Source organism: Haemophilus sp. HMSC066D02, from assembly GCF_001810545.1.
Lineage (GTDB): Bacteria > Pseudomonadota > Gammaproteobacteria > Enterobacterales > Pasteurellaceae > Haemophilus_D.
Genome location: NZ_KV801805.1, coordinates 69,901 through 91,070, shown reverse-complemented (window position 1 = coordinate 91,070; position 21,170 = coordinate 69,901). Strand labels below are relative to the sequence as shown.

17 protein-coding genes are annotated in these 21,170 nt (G+C 40.5%); 5 read left to right on the top strand and 12 right to left on the bottom strand.

The window, feature by feature from the left end:
- The 3 genes from menD to HMPREF2750_RS03070 are packed head-to-tail and all read left to right on the top strand — an operon-like array spanning nucleotide 1 to nucleotide 3,868.
- A complete protein-coding gene (gene menD / locus HMPREF2750_RS03080; protein ID WP_070582526.1) occupies nucleotides 1–1,707 on the top strand; it encodes a 2-succinyl-5-enolpyruvyl-6-hydroxy-3-cyclohexene-1-carboxylic-acid synthase in 1,707 nt (568 codons plus the stop codon).
- 47 nt (nucleotides 1,708–1,754) lie between these two features.
- Nucleotides 1,755–2,498, top strand: coding sequence for a 2-succinyl-6-hydroxy-2,4-cyclohexadiene-1-carboxylate synthase (gene menH, locus HMPREF2750_RS03075; RefSeq protein ID WP_070582525.1), 744 nt, complete (start codon nucleotides 1,755–1,757; stop codon nucleotides 2,496–2,498).
- A gap of 53 nt (nucleotides 2,499–2,551) precedes the next feature.
- Nucleotides 2,552–3,868, top strand: a complete 1,317-nt coding sequence (locus HMPREF2750_RS03070; RefSeq protein WP_070582524.1) for an MFS transporter — start codon at nucleotides 2,552–2,554, stop codon at nucleotides 3,866–3,868.
- 152 nt (nucleotides 3,869–4,020) lie between these two features.
- On the opposite strand, the gene HMPREF2750_RS03065 is transcribed toward HMPREF2750_RS03070, so the two are convergent.
- From HMPREF2750_RS03065 to nrfA, 9 genes are all read right to left on the bottom strand, one after another.
- The gene (locus HMPREF2750_RS03065) at nucleotides 4,021–5,115 is read right to left on the bottom strand and encodes a 5-methyltetrahydropteroyltriglutamate--homocysteine S-methyltransferase (RefSeq protein ID WP_005695537.1); all 1,095 of its coding nucleotides are present in this window, start codon (nucleotides 5,113–5,115) and stop codon (nucleotides 4,021–4,023) included.
- Nucleotides 5,116–5,225: 110 nt separating this feature from the next.
- Nucleotides 5,226–6,428, bottom strand: coding sequence for a BaiN/RdsA family NAD(P)/FAD-dependent oxidoreductase (locus tag HMPREF2750_RS03060; protein WP_070582523.1), 1,203 nt, complete (start codon nucleotides 6,426–6,428; stop codon nucleotides 5,226–5,228).
- A 3-nt stretch (nucleotides 6,429–6,431) separates the two neighbouring features.
- Nucleotides 6,432–7,487 carry a heme lyase NrfEFG subunit NrfF gene (gene nrfF / locus HMPREF2750_RS03055; protein ID WP_049384508.1) on the bottom strand — a complete coding sequence of 352 codons (1,056 nt, stop codon included), beginning with the start codon at nucleotides 7,485–7,487 and terminating at the stop codon, nucleotides 6,432–6,434.
- A 1-nt stretch (nucleotide 7,488) separates the two neighbouring features.
- Nucleotides 7,489–8,019: a DsbE family thiol:disulfide interchange protein gene (locus tag HMPREF2750_RS03050; RefSeq protein ID WP_049384507.1), complete on the bottom strand. Its 531-nt coding sequence runs from the start codon at nucleotides 8,017–8,019 to the stop codon at nucleotides 7,489–7,491.
- Nucleotides 8,012–9,916 (bottom strand): heme lyase NrfEFG subunit NrfE, encoded by a 1,905-nt coding sequence (nrfE, locus tag HMPREF2750_RS03045; protein WP_070582522.1) that lies wholly within the window; start codon nucleotides 9,914–9,916, stop codon nucleotides 8,012–8,014. Before nrfE ends, HMPREF2750_RS03050 begins: the two co-directional genes overlap by 8 nt.
- Nucleotides 9,917–10,063: 147 nt before the next feature.
- Nucleotides 10,064–11,029, bottom strand: coding sequence for a cytochrome c nitrite reductase subunit NrfD (gene nrfD / locus HMPREF2750_RS03040; RefSeq protein WP_070582521.1), 966 nt, complete (start codon nucleotides 11,027–11,029; stop codon nucleotides 10,064–10,066).
- Nucleotides 11,026–11,703, bottom strand: coding sequence for a cytochrome c nitrite reductase Fe-S protein (gene nrfC, locus HMPREF2750_RS03035; protein WP_049376106.1), 678 nt, complete (start codon nucleotides 11,701–11,703; stop codon nucleotides 11,026–11,028). The genes nrfD and nrfC overlap by 4 nt, the downstream gene beginning before the upstream one ends.
- On the bottom strand, nucleotides 11,703–12,368 hold the full coding sequence (gene nrfB, locus HMPREF2750_RS03030; protein WP_049384503.1) for a cytochrome c nitrite reductase pentaheme subunit: 666 nt from the start codon (nucleotides 12,366–12,368) through the stop codon (nucleotides 11,703–11,705). The genes nrfC and nrfB overlap by 1 nt, the downstream gene beginning before the upstream one ends.
- Before the next feature lie 72 nt (nucleotides 12,369–12,440).
- On the bottom strand, nucleotides 12,441–13,964 hold the full coding sequence (nrfA, locus tag HMPREF2750_RS03025; protein ID WP_186821568.1) for an ammonia-forming nitrite reductase cytochrome c552 subunit: 1,524 nt from the start codon (nucleotides 13,962–13,964) through the stop codon (nucleotides 12,441–12,443).
- Between the two features lie 511 nt (nucleotides 13,965–14,475).
- Here nrfA and HMPREF2750_RS10030 point away from each other — a divergent pair.
- Both HMPREF2750_RS10030 and HMPREF2750_RS03015 read left to right on the top strand, forming a co-directional pair.
- Nucleotides 14,476–18,924, top strand: coding sequence for a YadA-like family protein (locus HMPREF2750_RS10030; RefSeq protein ID WP_186821567.1), 4,449 nt, complete (start codon nucleotides 14,476–14,478; stop codon nucleotides 18,922–18,924).
- A gap of 114 nt (nucleotides 18,925–19,038) precedes the next feature.
- The gene (locus HMPREF2750_RS03015) at nucleotides 19,039–19,758 is read left to right on the top strand and encodes a DUF554 domain-containing protein (protein ID WP_070582520.1); all 720 of its coding nucleotides are present in this window, start codon (nucleotides 19,039–19,041) and stop codon (nucleotides 19,756–19,758) included.
- Between the two features lie 21 nt (nucleotides 19,759–19,779).
- Here the strand turns inward: HMPREF2750_RS03015 and mutM are convergent, their stop codons facing one another.
- From mutM to rpmB, 3 genes are all read right to left on the bottom strand, one after another.
- Complete coding sequence (mutM, locus tag HMPREF2750_RS03010; protein WP_070582519.1) at nucleotides 19,780–20,595, bottom strand: DNA-formamidopyrimidine glycosylase; 816 nt, start codon at nucleotides 20,593–20,595, stop codon at nucleotides 19,780–19,782.
- A 72-nt stretch (nucleotides 20,596–20,667) separates the two neighbouring features.
- A complete protein-coding gene (rpmG, locus tag HMPREF2750_RS03005; RefSeq protein ID WP_005613503.1) occupies nucleotides 20,668–20,838 on the bottom strand; it encodes a 50S ribosomal protein L33 in 171 nt (56 codons plus the stop codon).
- 11 nt (nucleotides 20,839–20,849) lie between these two features.
- A complete protein-coding gene (gene rpmB / locus HMPREF2750_RS03000; RefSeq protein WP_005599762.1) occupies nucleotides 20,850–21,086 on the bottom strand; it encodes a 50S ribosomal protein L28 in 237 nt (78 codons plus the stop codon).
- Between the last annotated feature and the right edge of the window lie 84 nt (nucleotides 21,087–21,170).

Sequence of the window (21,170 nt, the reverse complement as noted above, 5' to 3'; positions counted from 1 at the left end):
ATGTCTGTAAGCGTATTTAATCGTTGTTGGTCAAAGGTGATCTTAGAAACCTTGGTTCGCCAAGGGGTGAGTCACTTTTGTATTGCGCCAGGTTCACGATCAACACCTTTAACGCTAGAAGCTGTGCGTTTACAAAATGCCTCTCGAGCAACGTGCCATAGTCACTTTGATGAACGTGGCTTAGGCTTTTTTGCTTTGGGTATTGCAAAATCCACGCAAGCACCTGTTGCCGTGATTGTCACCTCAGGGACTGCGGCAGCAAATTTATATCCAGCGATTATTGAAGCTCGCCAAACAGGCGTGAATTTAATTATTCTTACTGCCGATCGACCACCTGAATTGTGGGAATGTGGTGCGAATCAAGCGATCGTGCAACAAAATATGTTTGCTGATTACCCAGTGGCAAGTGTCAATTTACCGAAGCCTCAAGCCGATTATGCGGCGAAATGGTTAATTTCTACGTTAGAACAAGCTTGCTATAAACAAAAGCAACAACCAGGCGTGGTGCATATTAATGTACCTTTTGCTGAGCCACTTTATAATGCCCAAGATCAAGAAATTGATGCTCATCCATGGTTAATGCCAATTCAACGTTGGTTAAGTCAGCCTAAAAATTGGGTTGATCATCAACCATTGCAACAAGAAGTGTTGATGCATGAGAATTGGGATAGCTGGCGTACAAAACGTGGTGTGATTGTGGCAGGGCAATTAACGCCTGAACAAGCAATGGGTATTAACTCATGGGCAAATACCATGGGGTGGATTTTGCTTACGGATATTCAATCCGGTGTTGAACCGCTCATGCCTTATGAGGATATTTGGCTAGCAAACCAAACCGTGAAGCAAAAATTACTTCAAGCTGATATCGTGATTCAATTTGGTTCTCGTTTTATCAGTAAACGTATTAACCAATTCTTAGCGGAGTTCCAAGGCGAATTTTGGGTGGTGGAGCAAAGTCAAAATGCAGTTGATCCTAATCACCATACGCAAACTCGCTTTAACGCCAAAGCTCATCATTGGTTGCGTGCACATCCGCCATTGCGTCAAAAACCTTGGTTACTCGAGCCACTTGCGCTTTCAAAATTCTGTGCAACCTTTATCGAACAACAAGTTGGTGGCAATCTTAATGAAGCCTCATTAGCACATCATATTGAACGTGTTTTACCTTACAACGGTATTTTGTTCTTAGGAAACAGTCTTTTTGTACGTTTGGTTGATGCTTTAACCAAATTGCCTGAAGGGTATCCGATTTTCACTAACCGTGGTGCAAGTGGGATTGATGGCTTATTAGCAACGGCTGCAGGTATTGGTATCGGTGCAGATCAACCTGTGGTCGCCATGATTGGTGATACGTCTACGCTTTATGATTTAAACTCTTTAGCCTTATTTAAGAATGTGACTCAACCAACTATTATTTTTGTGATTAACAATAATGGTGGTGCGATCTTCGATATGTTGCCGGTAGATGAAGAGGTGAAAGAGCAGTTCTATCGCTTGCCACATAATGGTGATTTCTCTCAAGTCGCGGCAATGTTTGGCTTAAAATATGCCCTGCCTTACACCTGGGCAGATTTAAGCTCCGTGTTAAAACAAGCTTATACTCGCCGCCGTGCGACATTAATTGAAATCAAAACAAACCCAAGTGATGGCAGCGCAACCTATAAGCGCTTGATTGAACAAATCAGCCACGCGGTGGTTGGTGAATAATTTCTTTCCCCTCTTATATAGAGGGGATTTCTTTATATGGCATTATTATGATGAATCTTGTTTTTCTTCATGGTTTATTAGGTACGAAATCAGATTGGCAAAAAGTCATCGAAAATCTACCGCACTTTCGTTGTCTCTCTCTCGATTTACCGTTTCATGGCGAGAATAAAGCTGTTGCTGTTGAAGATTTTGAGCAAACCGCTCAGTGCCTTGAAGAACAAATTCAACATCTCATAAAAAATGAGCCTTATATCTTAATCGGTTATTCACTTGGTGGACGAATCGCACAATATTATGCACTGCAAGCGAAAGTGAAAATAGGGCATTTAAAGGCCGTCATTTTAGAAGGGGCGAATTTAGGTTTACAGTCTGAGCAAGAAAAGCAAAGTCGTTTGGTCAATGACGAAATGTGGGCTGAGTGTTTTTTTCATGAAAAGCCTGAAACCGTGCTCGAAGATTGGTATCAACAACCTGTTTTTTCTCATTTAAATGAACCGCAACGTAAGGCATTAATTGAAAAGCGAAAAGCCAATTGTGGGGCAAATATTGGTCATATGTTATTAGCCACTAGTCTTGCCAAGCAGCCTGATTTCCGAGAGAAAGTGCGGTCAAGTTTGCTGCCATTTTTTTATTTTTGTGGTGAACGAGATCAGAAGTTTCGTCAAATGGCAGAGGATAATCAACTTGATTTAACGATTATTCCTGATGCTGGTCATAATGCACATTTAGAAAATCCGACATATTTTGCTGAAAAAATCGAAAATATCGCATTAAAAATTGCTCAACCTTAAGAGAAATGCTAGGATTTAGCCCTTTCATTTTATTTGACTCTTAAGGAAGCAAAATGTCCTCACAACTTCGTAATGATCCATTTAAGGTTGCTTTGGCATCCATGGTGGGTACTGCAATTGAATTCTTCGATTATTATATCTATGCAGCGGCTGCAGTATTAGTTTTTAACACGCAATTCTTCCATAGTGGCGATCCGCTTTCAGATGATTTGCTTTCTCTTTCGACATTAGCTTTAGCGTTCTTTGCTCGTCCCATTGGCTCCGCTTTATTTGGGCACTTTGGTGACAAGATCGGTCGTAAGAAAACCTTGGTCGCCTCTTTGGTTTTAATGGGCGGATCTACGGTCGTTATCGGCTTGTTGCCGACTTATTCTCAAATTGGTATTTGGGCACCGATTTTGTTATGTATTTGCCGTGTCGGTCAAGGTATTGGTCTTGGTGGTGAATGGGGTGGTGCCGCTTTAGTGGCAACAGAAAATGCGCCAGAAGGAAAACGTGCTTGGTATGGCACATTCCCTCAATTAGGTGCACCAATTGGTTTATTTGTGGCTAATGCAACCTTCTTCTTAGTGAGCTATTTCTGGGGGCAACAAGCCCTTGTTGAGTGGGCATGGCGTATCCCGTTTGTTTCTTCTTTAGCCTTAGTTTTAGTTGGGTTGTATGTTCGTTTAACTTTACATGAGAGCCATGTCTTCGTTGAAGCGGAAGAAAAAGGGAAAAAATTAAAAGCACCGGTGAGTGTGGTATTTACTAAACACTTTAAACCGATGGTGATTGGTACCTTTATTATGGTGGCGACTTATTCCTTGTTCTATATTATGACTGCCTTTGCTCAAGCGTATTCTCGTACACCGGCAACCCTTTCAGAAGCGGGCTATCCTATGGGGTTAGGCATTCCTGCCAATACCTTCACGGGATTACTTTTAATGAGTGCGATCGTTTTTGCGATTTTTATCAGCATTTCAGGTCTTTATGCCGATAAAATCGGTCGTCGTAAATGGTTGATTTGGACAACGGTCAGCATCTTAATTTTTGCATTATGTATGCCATTATTCCTTGGAAACGGTACACCAACTTCTGTATTTGCTTTCTTAGTAATTGGTATGGCATTAATGGGCATGACATTTGGCCCAATGGCGGCGTTATTGCCTGAATTATTCCCAACGGAAGTACGTTATTCTGGTGCTTCTTTAGCCTACAATATTGCATCGATTATCGGGGCCACTATTGCGGCAATGATTTCATTAAAAATCAATGCACTTTATGGCTTAATGGGTGTAGGGATTTATTTAGCCATTAATGCATTCTTAACCTTGTTAGCATTATTAGCCTCAAAAGAAACTAAAAACGTCGATTTAACGCAAATCTAGTGATAAATTGATAATGAAAAAGCTGATGTAAATTACATCAGCTTTTTTTATTTGTTGAAAGGAAGCAGTAAAAAAGAGCGTATTGCTACGCACTCAGATTATAAAAGTGCGGTTAAAAAACAGTGTGTTTTTAACATCAGATATGAAAAGAATTAATCTTCACCCCATACTTCTTTGGCAATTTCTTCAACATAACGGACTTTTGCCCATTGCTGTGCTTCCGTCATGATATTTCCTTCTTCAGTTGACGCAAAACCACATTGTGGGCTTAAGCAAAGCTGTTCAAGTGGAACATATTTAGTTGCTTCTTCAATGCGAGCTTTAATAGCCGCTTTATCTTCTAATTCAGGGAATTTTGAACTGATTAAGCCTAATACAATACGACCTTTGTGTGGATTATTAGCAAAGTGTTTTAATGGTTCAAACCCACCAGAACGCTCATCATCATATTCAAGGAAATAGCCATCGTATTGGGTTTGGCCGAATAACGCATCCGCAATAGGATCGTATGCGCCAGTTAATAAATAGGTTGAACGGAAATTGCCACGACAAACATGCGTTGTGATAACCATATCTGCTGGTTTAGCCGCTAATACAACTTGAATATTTTCAAGCGCCTGTGCTTTATCTGCTTCAAATTCTGGTTTTAAGTGATTGTTACAGAGTGAACCCCAATACACGTCATCAAATTGTAAATAACGGCAACCCGCATCATAGAAGGCTTTGATCGCATCTTTATAAGCTTGTTGAACATCTTTGGCAAATTCTGCACGTGTCGCATAAACGCCCGTATCCCATTGAATTGGATACATTAATTGATTCGGACTTGGAATGGTATATTTTACGACGCCACGATCTCCAACAATGTCTTTTAATTTTTTGAAATGTTCGATAAATGGGTGGTTTGGATTCCAAGATACTTTACCGCAGCAGCGAGTATTGTAAGGTTTGGTTTCCACGCCATTAAATTTATAACCGTGTTCAGGGTGATAACCTTCAATACCATTTAAGTGTTCTAAGAAATCGATATGCCAAAATGCACGGCGATATTCCCCATCCGTGATGACTTGAATACCTGCATCTAACTGAGCTTGTACCAATTTAGCAATTTCTTGATCTTCAACTTCCGTTAATTGTTCACGAGAAAGTTCGCCTGCTGCAAATTTTGCACGAGCTTCTTTTAAAGGTTGAGAACGTAAATATGAGCCCACAGTATCAGCGTGAAAGGGAAGTGTTTTTGATGTCATGTTTATATCCTTCTTTTTTATTTTCGTATGCTGATTTTAACGTAAGGATATTTCATGATCAAAGTAATGATTTTTTCATTCATAATGAAAATAATTAATGCAGAGAAAGATTAGCCTTCAGCAATTCCCATCGCACAAACGGCAGCCGAACTCCATGCCCATTGGAAATTGTAGCCACCTAACCAGCCGACAACATCTAACACTTCACCGATAAAATAGAGGCCTTTAATCTTTGTGGCTTCCATGGTTTTGGATGAAATTTCATGGGTATCAACACCGCCCATTGTGACTTCAGCCGTGCGGTAGCCCTCAGTGCCATTAGGTATAAATTGCCAATTGTGGATTAAATTCTCTAAATTTTCTAACTGCACTTTACTTAAGTTCGCGATCACTTCATCTTGAATCAAGCCTTGTTCTAGCCAAAGTTCGATTAACTTTTTCGGTAATAATCGACTTAATACAGTCTTTAACTGCAATTTAGGTGAAGATTGACGCATTTCATCCAAATGATGACGAATGTTGTTATAGGGCAATAAATCTAAATGAATGCTTTCACCCGGTTGCCAATAATTGGAAATTTGCAAAATGGCAGGCCCAGATAAACCACGATGGGTGAATAGCATTTGATGAGTAAAGGTTTTGTTTTGATTTGTCGCTGCCACATCTAATGAAACACCAGAGAGTGCTGCATAGAATTTTTCACTTTCTCGCCATGTGAACGGTACAAGACTCGCACGTGGGGGAATCACATTTAATCCAAACTGTTCTGCAATTTGATAGCCAAAAGGCGAAGCGCCTAAGCCAGGCATGGAGAGCCCACCGGTGGCGATAATTAAATTCTGGCATTGCCATTCAACCGCATTTACCTTCAATTTAAACCGCACTTTAGGGTTGTTTTCAACGGCTTCGACATCACTCACTTCGCTGCGTAGTTGAATGCTTACACCATATTTGTCACATTCCGTTCCGAGCATCTTCACGATATCTTCTGCACCGTTATCACAAAATAGCTGTCCTAACTCTTTTTCATGGTAAGGAATGCCATACTCAGCGACTAAAGCAATAAAATCCCATTGTGTATAACGTTTTAAGGCAGATTTGACGAAATGCTTGTTTTGACTGATATAACGGTCTGGACTGATTTCCATATTGGTGAAATTACAAAATCCGCCGCCAGACATTAAAATTTTTCGGCCAATTTTCTTACCGTTATCAAAAATGGTGGCTTGCTTGCCCAGCTTTCCTAACTGTGCGGCACAAAATAAGCCGGCAGCACCGGCTCCAATAATGATATTTTCTGAATAATGAGACATAGCTTATTGTGAGGTTTGTCCTTTTTCAAAATAGTCTATCATTTTGATTCGTTGGATGACAGTACGGCGATCCACGGCAGAATTCCCCGAATCTAATAATTGTTGCCAATAAGCTTTGGCTTTTTCGGCTTCATGATTTTTAAAAGCTTCAGTCGCCAATAATGTGATTACCGAGATTTCATGTTTATCTTGTTTTAACGCTTCATCCATTATTTGCTGGATTTGCGGTGTGATGTTTTGACCTGCTTGATAATAAAGTGCGGTCGCTTTTAGGCCTAAAATAGCGGGTGTTGTGCCTGAAATTTTTTCTGCATTGCTATAGGCGATGAGAGCATGATCAAATTCATCATTTTGCATATAGGCGTCACCTAGCTGAGCCCAAAGCTCAGGGTTATTCACATCTTCTCGAATTTTATTTTGAATTTTGAGCACCATATCTTCTTTTTGATGCACCATTGATGTATCTGCTTTTTTGTTGGCAAGCTCAATCATTTCTTTTTCACCTTGTTGAACACGCTCAAAACGATCAAGGGAGAAGTAATAACTTAAAGGAAGAACCAACAAAATAGCAAAGACCCAAATGGCAGATTTGGTTTCAAATTTGACCGCATTTTTTTCTTCTTTAGGCGCTGTATAAGGTTTATTTTCAAGTGGTTTAGGTTCGTCTTCTGATTTTTTAGTGGAAAACAAAATCAACGCAAAAGCACCAATTAATAGCAAAATAGGTAATAACCAGAGGAGTGCGGTATTCCATTGGAAAGGGGGCTTATAGTTCACGAAATTACCGAAACGTGCAGTCATCGTATCAATAATTTGCTGATTCGTTTTTCCTTCATCCACCATTTTATAGACTTCAATACGTAAGTCATAAGCAATCGGCGAATTGGACTCAACTAAGTTCTGATTCTGACATTGTGGGCAACGTAAGGATTTTGCCAGTTCAACAGCACGAGTACGATCGGCTTGGTTTTTAAACGCATAGGTGTCCACCATTTCTGCGTGAGCAAAAAGGGCGAAAGTCAGTAAAAGTGCGGTCAGAAATCGGGTTAATTTTTTCATTTTACTTTTTTGTTAATTCATCAAGTTTTGGTTTGATTTCGGTAAGCCACGTTTCACGATCCATATAGCCAGAATGACGATAACGGATCATGCCGTGTTCATCGACAATATAGGTCTCTGGTGCACCATCTACGCCTAATTGCATCGCAAATTCACCACGACTATCGTCAATGGTAAGTATAAATGGATTACCCATACGTTCGAGCATCGCAATACCGTTTTGTGGTTTGTCACGATAGTCGATGCCCACAATGAGCACGTCTTTTGAAATTTCCATTAAAAGAGGGTGTTCTTGTTGGCAATAGCCACACCAACTTCCCCACACATTAAGCAGGAAAGGTTTCTTTGGGAAATCTCTTGGGCTGACGATTTGAGTCGGTTCAAGCAAATTTGCTTGATAGAATTCTGGCACGGGCTTATTAATGAGTGCAGAGGCAATTTGTTTTGGATCTTTATGCAAACCAACAAAAAGCAGTAAGCAAACGCTCAATAATAAAATCAGTGGTAAAAACAAAATAAACTTTTTATTCATCGCGTTTTCTCTTCAAATTGATGGCAGAACATAATGCGCCAAGTGCCATTAAAATGCCTCCGAGCCATAACCAGCGAATAAGTGGTTTGTAATGCAAGCGGAACGTGAATTCACCTTTGCCCAAGTTATCACCCATCACAATATATAAATCGCCCCAAAGACCAGCATCTAAACCCACTTCACTCATGGTCATGGTACGAACGTCGTAATAGCGGCGTTCAGGTACAATTTCAGCGTAAGGTTTGCCTTGTTTTGACACGTTAAAGAAAGCAACTTCAGCGGTAAAGTTTGGTCCGATTTCATTGGAAAAACGATCATAGTGGAATTCAAATTGACCTAATTGTTGGCTTTGTTGTGGTGCAAGTCTAACACCTAATTCACTGCCAAAGTAACTACTCATCACGGCGCCCATTGTAGCAATAGCCACGCCACAGTGTGCAAGAATCATCCCAAAATAGGATAGTCTTACTTTTGCCCAATTTTGCCATAAGGTGACGAATAATACCCAAATAGCGAGAGTAAGTAGTACATAAGCGAAGAAATGGAAACGTAACGCACTGTCATTTTGTAGCGCATTCCAAATCATGCCATAAGCCATCACTGCTGCAGGAATGAGTAATAACAAGCGTTTGAAAAAATGTTTCTTATCGGCTTTAAACCAGCCTAAGCAAAGTGTGCCCGCCATGGCAAAAAGCACTAACGTGAGCAATGGGAAGAAAATGCTATTAAAGTAAGGGGCGCCCACAGAAATACTTCCCCAATTCATGGCTTGGAATAGCATTGGATAGAAAGTGCCTAAGAATGTGCTGACGGTGGCCACGGTCAATACGATGTTTAAACCTAAAATCGCCCCAGTTTTAGAAATGAGTGGAAATTTGACCGCACTTTCGTTGGTATTTGTGCGTAGCGCAAATAAACTGAGCGAGCCGACAGTCAGTAAGAAGAAAATGAGTAATAACACATAACCGCGAGAACTATCTAAGGCAAACGCGTGAACGGAGGTTAATGCGCCTGAACGGACAATAAATGTGCCTAATACGCTGAATGCAAAAGCGAGTAGGGAGAAGAGTGTTGTCCAATAGCTGAAAGCACCTTGTTTTTCAGTCACCATTAAGCTGTGTAAAAGAGCAAGACCTAATAACCACGGCATAAGAGAGGCGTTTTCTACTGGGTCCCAGAACCACCAGCCGCCCCAGCCTAATTCATAATATGCCCACCATGCACCGAGCACGATCCCTAATGTTAAGAATAACCAAGAAACGAGAACCCAGGCTCGCATCGCACGCGCGATTGCTTGTGCAGAACGATTAAAGATTAAGGCAGAAATGGACATGGCAAAGTTAACGGCAAAGCCCACATAACCCACATATAACAGTGGTGGATGGAAAATTAAGCCAATATCTTGCAGCATTGGGTTGAGATCTCGCCCTTCCGAAGGGGCAGGAAAAGCACGTCCAAATGGATTAGAGTAGAACAAAATGAAAATAGCAAATCCAAGACAAATTAAGCCGAGTAAAGAAAGGGTTTGTGCAGAAAAAGTGCGGTCATTTTTGCGAGAGAAAAAGGCAAAAGCCACTAACCAAAGACTTAAGGTAAAAAGCCAAAATAAAATGGAGCCTTCATGTCCGCCCCAGGTGGCGGCGACTTTAAAAAATGTTGGTAGTTGAGAATTGGAGTGCGCTGCCACGTATTCCAAAGTGAAGTCATCCATTGCAAAAGAGTAGGCAAGAATACCGATTGAAACGCTCGTAAAAATACCGAAGCAATAACTTAATCCCCAAGCTGTGTTGGTGAGAGAGGGTTTATTTCGCCAAATACCAATTTGCGGCACGATGGAAAGTAAGAGCGCCGCGGTGGTGGCAAAGAGTAATGAGAGAAATCCGAATTCGGGAAGCATAGTATTCTTCAGTATTAAAGGTTGTATTTTACAAAATGAGGTTGATTTTAAGCATGAAAAACATACGTAAAATTAACCGCACTTTAGTCTTCTAAATAAACAAAAGGCGTATTGTATACGCCTTTTGATTAAATAAGAAATTTATCCTTACGCAACGGTAAGTTGTCCTGCATACAAGATGAAGTAACGTAAGCAGAGAACCCCGATTAAGTCGAAGATTGACACAAGGATAATAAAGTTCTTGTTGTATTTTAAGTTGTCTTTTACGGCAAGGTTGGCAAATAGTGGAATTAAGATACCAATTAAGAATACCCCAATCCAGAACACTGCACCCCAGAAGCCGGAAAGTGCATTGTGCAATGCAACCACTTTCTGACCACCACCGAAGTGTAGACCAACAAAGAAACAGATTAATAAACCAAGTTCAGTCACCATAATTGGCACTTCAAATTTGTGAATGAAGTGTGATTCATGGCTATCACCTTTTAATTTACCTGCAATAAGGATAAATAAGAAGGTTGCAGCGATACCTGAAGAGGTACCTGAAGCTAAGAATAACGCTGGTAGAACAGGGTTATTTAACATTGGGTAACTGATCAATGCTGAAAGTAAGAAACCGGTATAAGCCCCTAGCACAGCAGCTAAGATGAAGAGAATGACTTCTACAGGACCAGTTAAACGTTCTAATACATTGATAATTTTGCCGACAAACCCCAGTTTTGGCATAAAACGTTGAATGAGCGCCATGATATCTTCTTTGAAGATAACCGCACACCAACATACCAAGAACAGCATATAAACTTGGAATAACATTACCCCCATAGACATTACAGAGTTGAATTGATAGTTAAACATCAATTTCCAGAATGTCCAAGGACGTGCCAAGTGGAAAATTAACAGGGTTAAACCAATTAATGTTGGCACAGAACCTAAAACGGCGGCTGCTCGGATAATCCAGTTTTTGCTAGGATTTTCTAATTTGTGACTACGTTTATAAGCAATCGCTAATTGTACCGCACCGGAAGAAATACCAAGTAAGAACAAATAGATAGCGATTGTTGAATCCCACACTAAATTAGGTGTGTGAAACGGAACAGGATAATCTAATGTCATCTTCTTGGCTCCCCGTGTTGGAATGGAATATGGTAAAGATTTGGTTGAGTACCTAATTCCACTTTCGTGCGATAAACCGGTTTTTCTTTCACTTTGCGGGAAACGGCACTGCTTGGATCATTCATATCGCCAAAGGTTAATGCTTTGGTTGGACAAGCTTCTACACAAGCAGGTTGTTTGCCAGCTGCTAAGTTTGTATCGCGACAGAAGTTACATTTGTCCGCAGTACGGTGTACTGGGTGAATGAAACGTACGCGGTAAGGACAAACTGCAATACAGTATTGGCAACCTACACAAAGATCTTTATGCACATCGACGATACCTGTTTCAGGATCAATAAATGATGCACCGGTCGGACAAACTGCCACGCAAGGGGCGTTTGTACAGTGTTGGCAAGATTGACGGAAAAACTCGTATTCTTGATTTGGGAATTCGCCGTAAGGTTCACTACGGAGAATTTCCAAACGTGAAACGCCTTCAGGAACGTGGTTTGTTTCACGACAAGCATCCATACAAGCGGTACAGCCGATACAAGCTGTTTCGTCGTGTACCATTGCATAGCGTTTCGGTTTATCCGCCTTTTCCTCTTTCGCTAAAGAGGTAACTGATGTCCCCGTCATAAGGATTAATGCCCCCATGCCGGAAACAAAGTTTCGGCGTGAACAAGCTGTCATTATTTATCCTTTTGTTCGGTTGATTGCGTTTGTGATTGTGTGTCTTTTGCCGCTTTGCGTTTTTGTTGTTCGCCGTGGCAATCTACACAAAGTTTCACACGATTTTTCGGTTGAATGCCTTTCATCGCATCATCTTTCGGGTGTAATGTGTGGCAGCTTGCACAAGGCAATTTCATTGCGTGAACATCGTGCGCCCAAAGTTTTTCACGAAGTTTTGCAGGTTGGTGACAAGCAAAACAAACTTGGTTTTGTTCTTGCGCGGTATACATTGGTTTTTTATCACCAAAGATATCGCCATCAAAACGCATCACATCTTTTGCACCACGACGGTGATCTTCCGAAATATTACCGTGACAGTTTACACAGTTAATCGGTTTACCTGTGTTAGGGCTTTTTTGATTTAAGTGTGCGCCGTGGAATTTACCAAAGTGTAATTCACCACCAGATTGATCTAAAGTTTGGTTTTTATCAACTTGGTCAAATTTGTGACATTTCGCACAATATTGGTTTGGGTCACGTTGGTTATCCAATTGTGGCTCATAAGTGAGTTGAGAGGCAGGTGTTTTTGCCATCTCTTCCGCACTTGCAGCCATTGGCATTGCCGCAAGCATTGCAAGCAATGCGAGGGATTTTGCCGATTTGCTGATTAAAGAAGTTAAATTCATTCTGATTACCTCAAATATATGGTTAAAAATGACCGCACTTCGACACTTTAGTTACAAAGTGCGGTTCTTTTTTTATTGTTTTGTTGCGGTATCTTCAGCTAATTTGCCATTGGCTTTCGCTTCTTTTACCCATTGAGGTACAACAGTTTCTAAGAATTCTTTTTTCGCTTGACGTTCTTTCTCGATATCAATACCCATTACTTTCCATGCTTTATCAGCTGTAGAAATATCTGGTACTTCAACCGGAGTTTTCACGCCGTGTTTAGTTAAGATTGCTGCAAGTTTAGCACGTGCATCTGCTGCTTTGTCGATACCAGAACCTAATACGCGAAGCATTACATCAGGTGCGTGCATGTGACCACCGTGGCTTGCTGCTGCGTAGTCCCAACGCCATTGAGCGTGACGGATATCCATTAAAGCAGGTTCCATTTCTTCTTTAGTTGCACCTGCATCCCATGCCGCTTTCGCTTCAAAGTGAGCACGAACAACTTGATCTTCTAAACGACCCATTACATCTTTCACTTCTTTTTTACGTGAAGCAACGATATCTTTAAGTTTTTCTTTACTTTGATCGTGACAGTTTGCACATGTGGTATCAAATGCATCGAATGGGTTTTGGATTTGGTGGTCGGTGTAAACTTTACCGTCTTTACCTTGTACTTTAGGCATGTGACAGTCGATACAAGTTACGCCGTTTTTACCGTGCATACCTAAAGACCAAATTTCAAAGTCAGGGTGTTGAGCTTTTAACATTGGTGCTTTAGAAAGAGAGTGAGTCCAGTCACTGAAGCCGATATCATCGTAGTATTTTTCGATGTCATCAACAGTTTGACCATTGTTCCACGGGAAGGTGACTTGTTTTAAGTCGCCCGCGAAGTAGTATTCAACGTGACAGTTTGCACAGATTTCAGCACGTTTTTCAGTGCGAGCAGCTGTGTTAAAGCTTAAGTTAGCTTGTTCTTTACCTTCAGCTTTTGCTTTTGCTTGAAGTGCATTATTTAAGTGATCTAATGCACGAAGAACGTGTGGACGAGCAATACGTAATGCAGGTTTGCCTTCAGCAAAGTCTTTAGAGGTCGTATCGTGACAGTCAGCACAACCGATCGAGTTGACAATTTCTGGTCCACCTTTAGCCCATTTGGCACCAAAGTAACCATCTTCACCCCATTCTGCAATTAAACGAGGAACGTCTGGACCTTTACAAGTCCAACATGCCATTGGTTGTGGGCCATCATTTGCATTTTTGGGCGCACCAGTACGTAAAATATTACGTACATCTTCTACTGCATAAATGTGACCACGAGGTGCGTTATATTCTTTTGCGAAAGAATAGCCCCCCCATAACACGATTAAACGAGGATCTTGTTCATTAGCATAGATGATTTTGTCGCCTTTTTCAGTCGCTTTCCACGAATTGAATTGGCTAGGATATTTCTCAGCAAATTTTTCATTCACTGCTTCGATTTTTAAATTAGGGTTTGGTGCTTCCACAGGTTGTTCAACAGGCTTGTATACCATTTCAGCCATCGCTGAGTTATACACACCTAAAGCTGCGAAAGAAGTGGCCAAAACAAGGCTTTTTCTCAATGCGTTCACGATAATCACTCCATTAGGAAAGAATAAAAAAACAATTTTAAATGCGAACAATTCCTATTAAGCTTTTGAAATCACTCATAAAAATAGCTCAACGCAAGCATAAGATACCAAAAAGTAGTAGTTTTCCTAAGGTTTTTTTTCAAAACTTTGAGGTTGATCAAACTTTAAAATCAAAATACTCATAAAGGGGTATGTTAGGTATTAAAAAAGTGGTAGGGGAGGATACCCTAAAAGAGGAAAAAAGTGCGATCGATTTTCATCGTGTTTTTTATTTGTTTGAGAGAGATTAAACCCTTGTGATTAGTCCATCCTGAGTACTTTTTTAATGTTCGCTTTTTACGCAAACGTTAAAATGTAAATTTTTTGTAAAAAACAGTGTAAAAAGCAAACATTTACTTGATCTTATGCTTAGCTCCTATATACTCCAAGAACTTTATTATTTATGTGCTTAGTTTGCATTATTTTAGCTTTGCAACGACTTGTTAACCTATTTGTTTGGGAGAACCTTTTTATGAACAAAGTATTTAAGATTATTTGGAACAAAACGACACAATCTTTTGTCGTCACATCAGAATTAGCGAAAGGAGCCGTAAAAGCTTCTTCAAACTCAGAACAACGTGTAACAAGCGAAACACGTTTATCTTCTCTTTTTAAACTTTCTGTATTTGCACTTTCTTTATCTGCAGTGATGATGCCGGCACAAGCAAACGTGATTGTGGGGGATGGAAGCAATGCGCCTACAAATGTACATCCTTTTAGTATTGCAGTTGGGAACAGTGCCACATCAGCAAGCGGTGGAAGTACTACCGCTATTGGTTATGGCGTAAATGGTCGTTATGACAATAGTGTGCTGATTGGTGATGGCACAGGAAATTATGGTGGAACAACGGGTAGTCGTAATATTCTCATCGGTCAAAATGCTCAAGTTGGTGATAGCACTTCTGTTGTACGAGTAAACCAGTCTATTGCTATTGGAGCTGGCATTAGAGCTGATAAAGCGGCTAAATATGGTGGTAATTCTATTACTGAGGGTGCATGGGCTCGAGGCGATCAATCAATTGCGATTGGCGGTAATGTTATTTCTTATGGTAATGCATCGGTTGCGATTGGTGGGGATGATACTGATTCAGCAGCGGCTACACAAACGACTTATATCAATACTAATGGCCAAGATAAAACGGGAACGGTTCAACAAGCATTTAGAGATTTAACTGGAGGGGAGCTTCAAAGTCCTCGTTGGATGAATACAATTGCAGGGGAAGCTGCTGTATCATTAGGAACAAAAACAAAATCTGGGGATCTTTCATTAGCATTAGGTTCATTGGCTGCAGCGCAAAAAACGAATGCTGTCGCTGTTGGTACTGGGGCTAATGCATCGTTTGCAAACTCAGTAGCGATTGGTGGCGGTTCCGCAACGGATAAAGCAGGGGTTGCCTATACTACTCGTACTATTTTAGGGACAACTTATACTTGGGCTGGTGGTGCTGATACTATCGCGGGGGACGTTGTTTCCATTGGTAAAAAAGGCTATGAACGTCAACTTATTAACTTATCACCTGGTGATATTTCTGCAAACTCGACTGATGCAATCAATGGTTCTCAGCTTTATGCTGCGATGGCAGAAATTGAAAAAATTCGTTATTTCTCGGTTAATTCTACTGTTGAGGGAAATAAAAATAATAATGGTGCAACGGCAGTTAATTCTATTGCAATTGGCCCAGATGCGAAATCAAGCGCAGTTAATGGCGTTTCATTAGGTAATAATGCAACCAGTAATTTTTCAAATTCTACAGCGATTGGTTTTGCGACCCATGCTAATGGTGGTAATGCTACTGCAGTGGGTACAAATGCTAAAGCCGTTACTAACTCGACAGCACTAGGTTCTAATACAGATGCTAAAGAGTTAGGCGTGGCCATTGGCCATACTGCCTCTTCTGCTTATGCAGGTGTTGCTACGGGGGCAAATGCAAATGTTAGTGGCATTTATGGTATCGCAATAGGTAATAATGCTAATGCTTCAGAACAAGCATCTATTGCTATCGGTAAGGACGCAGCTGGCTCGGCAGCTGATGGTGTAGCGATTGGTTCATCAGCTAATGCAACGGTGCGAAATTCAGTTGCGTTAGGTAAAGATAGTGTGGCAGGTGGCAATGTTTTCGGTGGAACCGCCCATGAAGCCGCTTTCAAAAATGATAATGGCGTGAGTGAAAATAAACAGTTTAAAGCTGGTTTAGCTAATAATTCGCTTGGTGCTGTTTCAGTTGGTAAAGAAGGTTTTGAACGTCAAATTCAAAATGTAGGTGCGGGCCGTGTTACTGCAAACTCTACTGATGCAATCAACGGTTCACAGCTTTATGCCGTATTAACTTATAGTGGCTTTAACGTACAACAAAATGGTACTGATAAATCACGTATTAATAACAACGGTTTTGTGAACTTTAAAGATGGTAATTTAACCACTGTAAATGTAACTGATGCGGATAATGGCACCATTGTGAAATTTGATGTGAATACAACAAATTTCACGACTGATGCAGCAGGCAATGTAACTGCAGCGAATCCAAATAATATTGCAACCGCAGGTGATGTAGCTGATGCAATTAATAACGTACGTAATATGCCATTAACCTTTGCTGGAGATACTGGCACTAATGTAACACGTAAATTAGGTGAAACCGTTAAAGTAATTGGTGGTGAAACTAATGCGGCTAAACTTTCTGATGGTAACATTGGTGTAGTAGCGAATGGCCAGGATAAGTTAGAAATTAAATTAGCGAAAGACATCAACGTTGATAGCGTAAAAGCTGGCGATACCGTTTTAAATAAAGATGGTGTAAAAGTTGGCGATACCGTTTTAAATAAAGATGGCTTAAAAGCGGGTGATGTATTAGTTAATAAAGATGGCATCAATGCAGGCAATCAAAAGATTAGTAACGTGGCAAACGGCAACGTGACACAGGATAGCAAAGAAGCTGTGAACGGTAGCCAATTATATTCATTAGGCGATACAATCAATAAGAAAATTGATGGTATGGGCTTTAATTTAACCACAAATGGTGCTGAAACACCGTCGCTTTCTGGTGCGGATAAACGTATTACGAACAATGAAACATTTGCAATTAACCAAGGTAAAAATATTCAAGTAACCCAAATTGCAAATGGTTATGAAATTGCTACAGCGAATAACATGACACTAGGCGAAAAAGCAGAGAATGGTCAACCGGGCAGTGATGGCTCGTTAGATGTTAAAGGTAAAGATGGTTCTGCTGTTTCAATCAATGGAAAAGATGGCTCAATCGGTCTAGCGGGTAAAGATGGTGCAAACCCACTTACGATTAAGACCGCAGAGGGACCTGCTGGTGTAGATGGTGACGATGCAACTAAGAAACCTCGTTTAAATGTAAACGGTGAAAGTGTTGCTACTTTGGATGATGGCTTGAAGTTTACAGGTAATAATGAAAGTACGGTAAACAAACATAAACTGAATACCTTAGTGAAAATTAAAGGTGAAGGTGTAACTGAAGCACAGTCAGCAGACTTTAAATCAGCAGCAGGTAATATTAATGTTAAAGCAGATGGTGCAAGTACATTAGAAGTTCAGTTAGCGAAAGACTTAAAAGGGTTAAATAGCGCTGAATTTAAAGATGCTGCAGGTGATGTAACCAAAATCACTCCAGCAGGTGTTGCAGTTAATAAAGCGGATAACTTGAACCCGGATGGTTCAGTTAAAGATCCAAAGAAAACTGTATCAATCTCTAATACTGGTCTGAATGCAGGTGAAAACAAAGTCACTAATGTTGCAGATGGTGCTGTTGATGCCAATAGCAAAGATGCAATAAACGGTAGCCAACTTTATAATGCTGTAGCGACCACTAATTTAACGCCTAATGCTACAGGAAAAATTGATACACCTGTAGATGGAGCAAAATTGGTGAATGCAACCACAGTTGCAGAGGCAATCAATAAGTCTGGTTGGAATGTCACTGTGGATGAAGACGGTGGTAAAGCTGAAGGTAAAACTGTTCAAAAGGTAAGCCCAGGTAATACTGTGACTTATATCGCAGGACAAAATATCAAAATTAAGCAAAATGGTATGAATTTCACTATCTCTACTACGAACGATTTAGAAGCCGGAACTGTGAATGCCACAACGGTTAATACCACGACGATTAATCTTGGCAAAGGTGAGAATTCAGAGCAAATTACAGTAGTAAGTGGTGAAGATGCGCCAAATGTAAATGGTGATACACCAAATCGAATGAAATTTGGTCGTGAAACTATCGCAACATTAAGTGACGGCTTAAAATTTGGTGCGAATGTAGGCGACGTTTACCCTGCGAGATTAAATAGCCAAATCAATGTGAAAGGCGCAGATAGCAACACAAACTGGAGTGAGTTTGATGGTGGCGATAATGTGATGACAAACATTGATAAGAGCGGTAATGTTCGTGTAGGTATCAAGAAAAAACTTAAAGTGGAAAGCGTAACTGCAAACAAATTCACTGCGGGTGATACGGTGATTGATGGCAATGGCGTCACCATTAAAAATGGTCCAAGTATGACTAAAAATGGTATTGATGCAGGTAATAAACAAATTACCAATGTTGCACCAGGACGCATTGCAGCAGACAGTACTGATGCAGTAAATGGCAGCCAATTACACGAAGTAAAAGCTGACATGAATAACAAGATCAACCACTTAAATGGTCAAGTGAACAAGTTAGGTAAACGTGTCAATGCAGGTACAGCAAGTGCGTTAGCAGCGTCTCAATTACCACAAGCTTACATTCCAGGTAAGAGCATGGTATCTGTGGCAGCGGGTAATTACCAAGGTCAAAATGCAGTGGCATTAGGTATGTCACGTATTTCAGATAACGGTAAAATCATTATTCGTTTAGCCGGTACGAGCGATACTCAAGGTAAAGTGGGTGTAGCAGTAGGTGCAGGTTACCACTGGTAATTTATCATTTATAAACAAAAGGCATGGGAAACCATGCCTTTTTTATTGTTAAAAGTGCGGTCGATTTTCATCCTGTTTTTCGTATAATAGAAAGAACTTAACTCGGAGAAGAATATGATTATCGGACCTTATATTAATGCATTGGCGATTATCAGTGGCGCAGTTATTGGGGCAGCACTCGGTGGGCGCATCCCAGAGCGTTTACGCACTAATCTCACTTTAATCTTTGGCTTGTGTTCGATGGGCATGGGCATTGTGATGGTGGCGAAAACCACTAATATGCCGGCAATGATTTTATCGGTGTTATTAGGGACGATAATTGGCGAGTTGCTTTTATTGGAACAGGGGATCAATAAACTGGCATCATCAGCCAAAGGCCTTGTTGAAAAAATGTTCCCTGATAAGCCAAGTAGCATGAATAGCCAAGAAGAGTTCTTATCTAAATTTGTTGCGATTGTGGTTTTGTTTTCATTTAGTGGAACGGGGATTTTCGGGGCGATGAATGAGGGGATGAGTGGTAATTTTGATATCCTCATTGTGAAATCCTTTTTAGATTTTTTCACGGCGATGATCTTTGCCACATCACTCGGCATTTCTGTGGCAAGTATTTTTGTGCCACAAACATTGGTTCAAGTGATCTTAGCTTATTCTGCGGTATTCATTATTCCTTTCGTGACACCTGAAATGCGAGGTGATTTTGCTGCGGTAGGCGGTATGCTAATGATAGCTGCGGGCTTTCGCATTTGTAATATCCAAATGTTCCATGTGGCGAATATGCTGCCGGCTCTTTTCCTCGCTATGCCGATTTCTCATTTCTGGAGTACCTTTTTCTAAAACAATAGGCGTGTATCACGCCTATTTCTTTTTCTGACAATGAGGGCAATAAAAGCTATTGCGTTGCCCAATAATCATGCTTTCGATCTTTGTGCCACATTTTGGACAAGGTTTATCTTTGTTTCCGTACACTAACAATTCCTGCGCAAAATAACCAGGACGGCCATCGGGTTGTAAGAAATCTTTTAATGTTGTTCCACCTTGTGTAATAGCTTTCGCTAATACGTTTTTAATTGTTTCAACGAGTAAGGCGCATTGGTTCCGCGTGAGATTTTCGGCTAATTTCATTGGGTGTAAACCACATAAAAAGAGTGTTTCATTGGCATAAATATTTCCTACGCCCACGACGACAGCATTATCCATTAAAAAGGTTTTAAGTGCGGTCGATTTTTTGCGTGATTTTTTAAAAAGGTATTCCGCATTAAATTCATCAGAAAGTGGTTCTGGACCAAGTTTTAGAAAAAGATGAAAGTCACCTAAGCTTTCCGTCCATAACCATGCACCGAAGCGTCTCGGGTCGTTATAACGCAGTAATTTGTCATTATTCATTACAATATCAAGGTGATCGTGTTTATCAATAGGACTATCGTGCGGCACAATTCGAACAGAGCCAGACATGCCTAAATGGCCAATGATATAACCTTTTTCAGTATGAATAATGAGGTATTTCGCACGGCGAGAAGTATCTAAAATTTTGACGTTTTTGAGCGTTGTTAATTCAGGAGAGACAACCCAGCGTAATTGTGGTTGACGGACTACAATTTTTTCAATGGTAAAACCTTTTAAATAGGGACTGACACCGCGTAGGGCTGTTTCGACTTCAGGAAGTTCAGGCATAGATAATCTCGGTAATGAATTTGTGATATAAAAAAACCCGAACAATGTCGGGCTTTTTTCAAATCAGCAAAATTATTTGATTTTTGCTTCTTTATAGATAACGTGTTTACGCACTACTGGATCAAATTTTTTGATTTCCATTTTTTCAGGCATATTACGTTTGTTTTTATCAGTCGTGTAGAAGTGACCAGTCTCTGCTGTAGAAACTAAACGGATTTTCTCACGAGCGCCTTTAGCTGCCATGTTTTAGCTCCTTAGATTTTTTCGCCACGAGCACGGATTTCAGCTAACACTGCATCAATGCCTTTTTTATCGATAATACGCATACCTTTCGCAGTTAAACGTAAGGTCACGAAACGGTTTTCACTTTCAACCCAGAAACGGTGAGTGTGAAGGTTTGGAAGAAAACGACGACGTGTCGCATTCAACGCGTGTGAGCGGTTGTTACCCACAGCTGGACGCTTGCCTGTTACTTGACAAACTCTAGACATAATAATCTCCAATAATTTAAATATAAGCTCGAGCTTATGGTTCGGATAATGAAGCTTAAAACTAAGCTTGCTTCCTCGTCAGGT

What these genes read in the sequence shown, in the direction of transcription:
- menD (WP_070582526.1), top strand. Translation starts at nt 1, where the DNA reads ATGTCTGTAAGCGTATTTAATCGTTGTTGGTCAAAGGTGATCTTAGAA.
- menH (WP_070582525.1), top strand. Translation starts at nt 1,755, where the DNA reads ATGATGAATCTTGTTTTTCTTCATGGTTTATTAGGTACGAAATCAGAT.
- HMPREF2750_RS03070 (WP_070582524.1), top strand. Translation starts at nt 2,552, where the DNA reads ATGTCCTCACAACTTCGTAATGATCCATTTAAGGTTGCTTTGGCATCC.
- HMPREF2750_RS03065 (WP_005695537.1), bottom strand. Translation starts at nt 5,115, where the DNA reads ATGACATCAAAAACACTTCCCTTTCACGCTGATACTGTGGGCTCATAT.
- HMPREF2750_RS03060 (WP_070582523.1), bottom strand. Translation starts at nt 6,428, where the DNA reads ATGTCTCATTATTCAGAAAATATCATTATTGGAGCCGGTGCTGCCGGC.
- nrfF (WP_049384508.1), bottom strand. Translation starts at nt 7,487, where the DNA reads ATGAAAAAATTAACCCGATTTCTGACCGCACTTTTACTGACTTTCGCC.
- HMPREF2750_RS03050 (WP_049384507.1), bottom strand. Translation starts at nt 8,019, where the DNA reads ATGAATAAAAAGTTTATTTTGTTTTTACCACTGATTTTATTATTGAGC.
- nrfE (WP_070582522.1), bottom strand. Translation starts at nt 9,916, where the DNA reads ATGCTTCCCGAATTCGGATTTCTCTCATTACTCTTTGCCACCACCGCG.
- nrfD (WP_070582521.1), bottom strand. Translation starts at nt 11,029, where the DNA reads ATGACATTAGATTATCCTGTTCCGTTTCACACACCTAATTTAGTGTGG.
- nrfC (WP_049376106.1), bottom strand. Translation starts at nt 11,703, where the DNA reads ATGACAGCTTGTTCACGCCGAAACTTTGTTTCCGGCATGGGGGCATTA.
- nrfB (WP_049384503.1), bottom strand. Translation starts at nt 12,368, where the DNA reads ATGAATTTAACTTCTTTAATCAGCAAATCGGCAAAATCCCTCGCATTG.
- HMPREF2750_RS10030 (WP_186821567.1), top strand. Translation starts at nt 14,476, where the DNA reads ATGAACAAAGTATTTAAGATTATTTGGAACAAAACGACACAATCTTTT.
- HMPREF2750_RS03015 (WP_070582520.1), top strand. Translation starts at nt 19,039, where the DNA reads ATGATTATCGGACCTTATATTAATGCATTGGCGATTATCAGTGGCGCA.
- mutM (WP_070582519.1), bottom strand. Translation starts at nt 20,595, where the DNA reads ATGCCTGAACTTCCTGAAGTCGAAACAGCCCTACGCGGTGTCAGTCCC.
- rpmG (WP_005613503.1), bottom strand. Translation starts at nt 20,838, where the DNA reads ATGGCAGCTAAAGGCGCTCGTGAGAAAATCCGTTTAGTTTCTACAGCA.
- rpmB (WP_005599762.1), bottom strand. Translation starts at nt 21,086, where the DNA reads ATGTCTAGAGTTTGTCAAGTAACAGGCAAGCGTCCAGCTGTGGGTAAC.